The sequence below is a fragment of the Adlercreutzia muris genome (genome assembly GCF_008831045.1).
In the GTDB taxonomy this organism is placed as follows: Bacteria; Actinomycetota; Coriobacteriia; order Coriobacteriales; family Eggerthellaceae; genus Adlercreutzia; species Adlercreutzia muris.
Window position 1 is genome coordinate 1 of sequence record NZ_WAJS01000076.1, and the last position, 1,336, is coordinate 1,336.

Sequence of the window (1,336 nt, forward strand, 5' to 3'; positions counted from 1 at the left end):
TGGTACTGTCCAGACTCTTGCGCAAATTCCAGCAGCCGGCGGTCAGCCGTCGGCATGATCACTCGCCCAGCAGCGACACGTCCAGGTACCTCCTCGATCCCCACTCGCTGTCGGCCACGTACTTGAGCCTGGCCGTCACCAGCATGAGGGCGCTCTTGCCGTCGGGGAACGTGCCCACCACTCGCGTGCGGCGGCGGATCTCGCGGTTCAGCCTCTCTATGGCGTTGTTGGTGCGGATGCGACGCCAGTGCCGCATTGGAAAGCGCGTGTAGGTCAGCGTCTCCGCGATGCCGTCGCGAACGCACTTGGCTGCCGCCGCCAGCCTCATGCCGTCCAATTTGGCGGCGACGTCGCTGGCTTTCTCCATGCTGGCCTCCAGCGACTCCTGGGAGTGGATGGCCTTGAGCATGGCCGCCACCTGGCTCCTCTTTGATTTCGGCACCTTGGCCAGGACGTTGCGGTAGAAGTGCACCGTGCAGCGCTGATAGGCAGCCTCTGGGAACACCTCGGCGATGGCCCCGGTCATGGCGGCGGCCTTGTCGCCGGTGAACATGCGCACGCCGGAGAGGCCGCGGCCCTTCAGCCACGAGAGGAACTCCCGCCAGCACTCGGCGGACTCGGTGAAGCCCTCGGCGGCGCCTATCACCTCGCGGTAGCCGTCGTCGTTGACGCCTATGGCCACCATCACGGCCACGTTCTCGAACGAGCCGCCCCAGGAGCGCTTGAGGTAGATGCCGTCGACGAAGACGTAGGGGTAGGGGCGGGTCAGCGGCCTGCTCCTCCACTCCTCGACGGCCTCGAACGCCCTCTCGTTGAGATTGGACACGGTGGCGGCGGACACCGACGAGCCCCAGAGTATCTCGGAGACGTCCTCGATGCGCCTGGTGGACACCCCGGCCAGGTACATCTCGATCATGGCCTCCTCCACGGAGGTCTCCCGGCGCCTGTAGCGCTCGATGATCGCCGTTGCGAACCTCATGCCCTTGAGCTTGGGCATCTTCAGTATGACCTGCCCCGATGTGGTGGTGAGCCCCCGCTCGTAGTGGCCGGCGCGGTACGCCTCGCGGTCGGCCGTCCTCTCGTAGCGGTCTGCGCCTATGAGGTCGTCGGCCTCCTCCTCGAGAAGCGCGTTCAGGGTGTCCTCGACCGTCTGGCGGACGAGTTCTTTGAGCTCGCCGCGCATGGCGGCCTCGTCGAATGATACGATGGGATCGGACATGGCTCAGCCTCCTAGCATGATTGAATTCGACACTCAAATCATACCGAAGGCCGGAGCCGTGTCTTTTGGTATCTAGACTATGCTGCTGTCAAAGTGCGCAAGAGATTGTACGTTATC

1 protein-coding gene is annotated in these 1,336 nt (G+C 64.4%); it reads right to left on the minus strand.

Going from position 1 to position 1,336, the window contains the following annotated elements; all coding sequences use genetic code 11:
- Positions 1-58: 58 nt before the first annotated feature.
- Positions 59-1,219 carry an IS256 family transposase gene (locus F8D48_RS11425; protein ID WP_151432160.1) on the minus strand — a complete coding sequence of 387 codons (1,161 nt, stop codon included), beginning with the start codon at positions 1,217-1,219 and terminating at the stop codon, positions 59-61.
- Between the last annotated feature and the right edge of the window lie 117 nt (positions 1,220-1,336).

What these genes read in the sequence shown, in the direction of transcription:
- F8D48_RS11425 (WP_151432160.1), bottom strand. Translation starts at nt 1,219, where the DNA reads ATGTCCGATCCCATCGTATCATTCGACGAGGCCGCCATGCGCGGCGAG.